The following is a 1701-nucleotide window of genomic DNA, read 5'->3' on the forward strand; positions in this document are numbered from 1 at the left end:
CTTTGTTCGCGCAAAGGTACAGCGCCCGGGCGAGGCCAAGGCCGTGCATGTAAAGCTGGCACTGCATCCAGTGGTCCGGCTTCGCTTTCGCCAGCCCATGCTTGAGAACGGCGCGGAAATCGGCCGCCTTCATCGACTTGCATTCGACGACGTGCTCGGCCTTCGGCGCCTCGATAATGCCGGAGGCTATGCCGTCGACCTTGCCGCGTAGATGGCCATCAGCGAGATGGATGGCGATCTGGCGGCCCGTCGCCGTGTCGATCTCCTGCACCAGCGCGCCGGTGGCGCGAAGGTCGTCGAGCAGCCATCGCTCATATTGCAGGCCGGTGCGGAACCGGCGCTCTCGGGCGCCCTGCGGGGTCTCCAAAGGCGCGGCCCAGCGGAACTTGTACCAGATTTCGCGGTCGCATGCGGATGTTGCGCTGGACATCGGGACGCCGGCGCTATCGCCGCCGCGCGCCCGCGCCTCGATAGCCGCAACCATGGCGAGCGCGGTGTGCACAAGGGGTTCCGGGATTTCGGGCATGATATCCCCGTCACCGCCGAGGGGCGGTTTGCAAATTGTCCTGAGGTGAAAGGGCGGGTCGCCTACGCTGCCAGGCTCCGCGACCCGCCCGGCTCCGTCACGCCGCCGGCTTTTTCAGCCAGTCGGGCCGTCTTCCCTGCGCCGGCTGGCTCACCTCCGCCTGCCGCTGGGGCTGCGCCGGTTGCGCCGTGCGCGCGCCCGGTGCCTCGCCGCCGGCCGAGAAGTACCGCTTCACACGGTTCTGCATCTCGCCATTGTCCTTCCGCTTCTCGACGGCCACCTTAGCGCGGATCGGCTTCCACAGCAGAGCCTCGGTGCTCGGCGGGTTGCCGGTGCCGCCCATGGCATCGCGCCAGATCTCGGTCAGTTCCTCGGTCGCGATGCGCTGCGCCGTCGGGTTCGAGTGACGGATATTGAGGTTGACGAAGAGCTTCCGCTCTGCGAACTCGCCTTCCATCACCTCAAAGGTCAGCTTGATCATGGCGTCGCCGCTGTCCTTGCGAACAACGCTGCCATCGATAGCCTGGATCAGGTACTCGCCAGCCGGGATCGGCGTGAACGCGCCGCGCTGCGAGGTGTCGGTATTCTGCAGGTCGACGCCATCGAGGACGTCATCAAGAAAATCGTCGCTCATGCCGCGGCCCTTTCGCTGTGCGGGGTGTTCGGGAAGTAGGGGGCAAGGGCATCGAAGCCCTTGCCGCGCTCGTAGATCAGCTTCTCCGGCAGGTCGTACCGGTTGCCGGCGACATAGGCGGGACGGCTGTCGGTGTGCATCCACACGTTCCGCCCGCCGGCGCCGATGGCGCGGGTCTTGTTGAACCCAGCGTCCTCGGTCTTGATCGAGACGTCAGGCTTGAGCAGCAGGATAACGTCGCTGTCCCGCTTGAGCAGGTCGCGCGCCTTGTCGTGCAGATCGATGTCGTACTTTGAGTAGGACACCGTCTCGGGGTCATCGAACCGATCGACCTTGGAGTGCGCGATCATGATGATGTTCATCTTCCGCTCGATGCGGAGGAGGTTGAGGCCGTCGAGAAACTCCTGCCAGACGGCCAGGGCATAGACGTAGCCCTTGCCATAGCCGAAATCCTCGATCCGCTTCTTCTTGTTGCCCTTGTCGTCGCCGCGCTCGCCGGTTTCGGCCCAGATCAGCGGCTGAAAGGCCGTGACGCTGTCAA

Annotated in this window: 3 protein-coding genes; all 3 read right to left on the reverse strand. The window is 65.1% G+C overall.

The features are described 5' to 3' along the window. On the reverse strand, nucleotides 1–526 hold a 526-nt coding region (locus tag ABFC67_RS06960; protein ID WP_346737266.1), incomplete at its 3' end, for a hypothetical protein. Nucleotides 527–623: 97 nt separating this feature from the next. Continuing rightward, a complete protein-coding gene (locus ABFC67_RS06965) occupies nucleotides 624–1160 on the reverse strand; it encodes a DUF669 domain-containing protein (RefSeq protein ID WP_346737267.1) in 537 nt (178 codons plus the stop codon). After that, a partial coding sequence (locus ABFC67_RS06970; RefSeq protein WP_346737268.1) for an AAA family ATPase occupies nucleotides 1157–1701 on the reverse strand: 545 nt, incomplete at its 5' end. The genes ABFC67_RS06970 and ABFC67_RS06965, both read right to left, overlap by 4 nt.

The organism is Mizugakiibacter sp. (genome assembly GCF_039680435.1).
Lineage (GTDB): Bacteria > Pseudomonadota > Gammaproteobacteria > Xanthomonadales > Rhodanobacteraceae > Mizugakiibacter.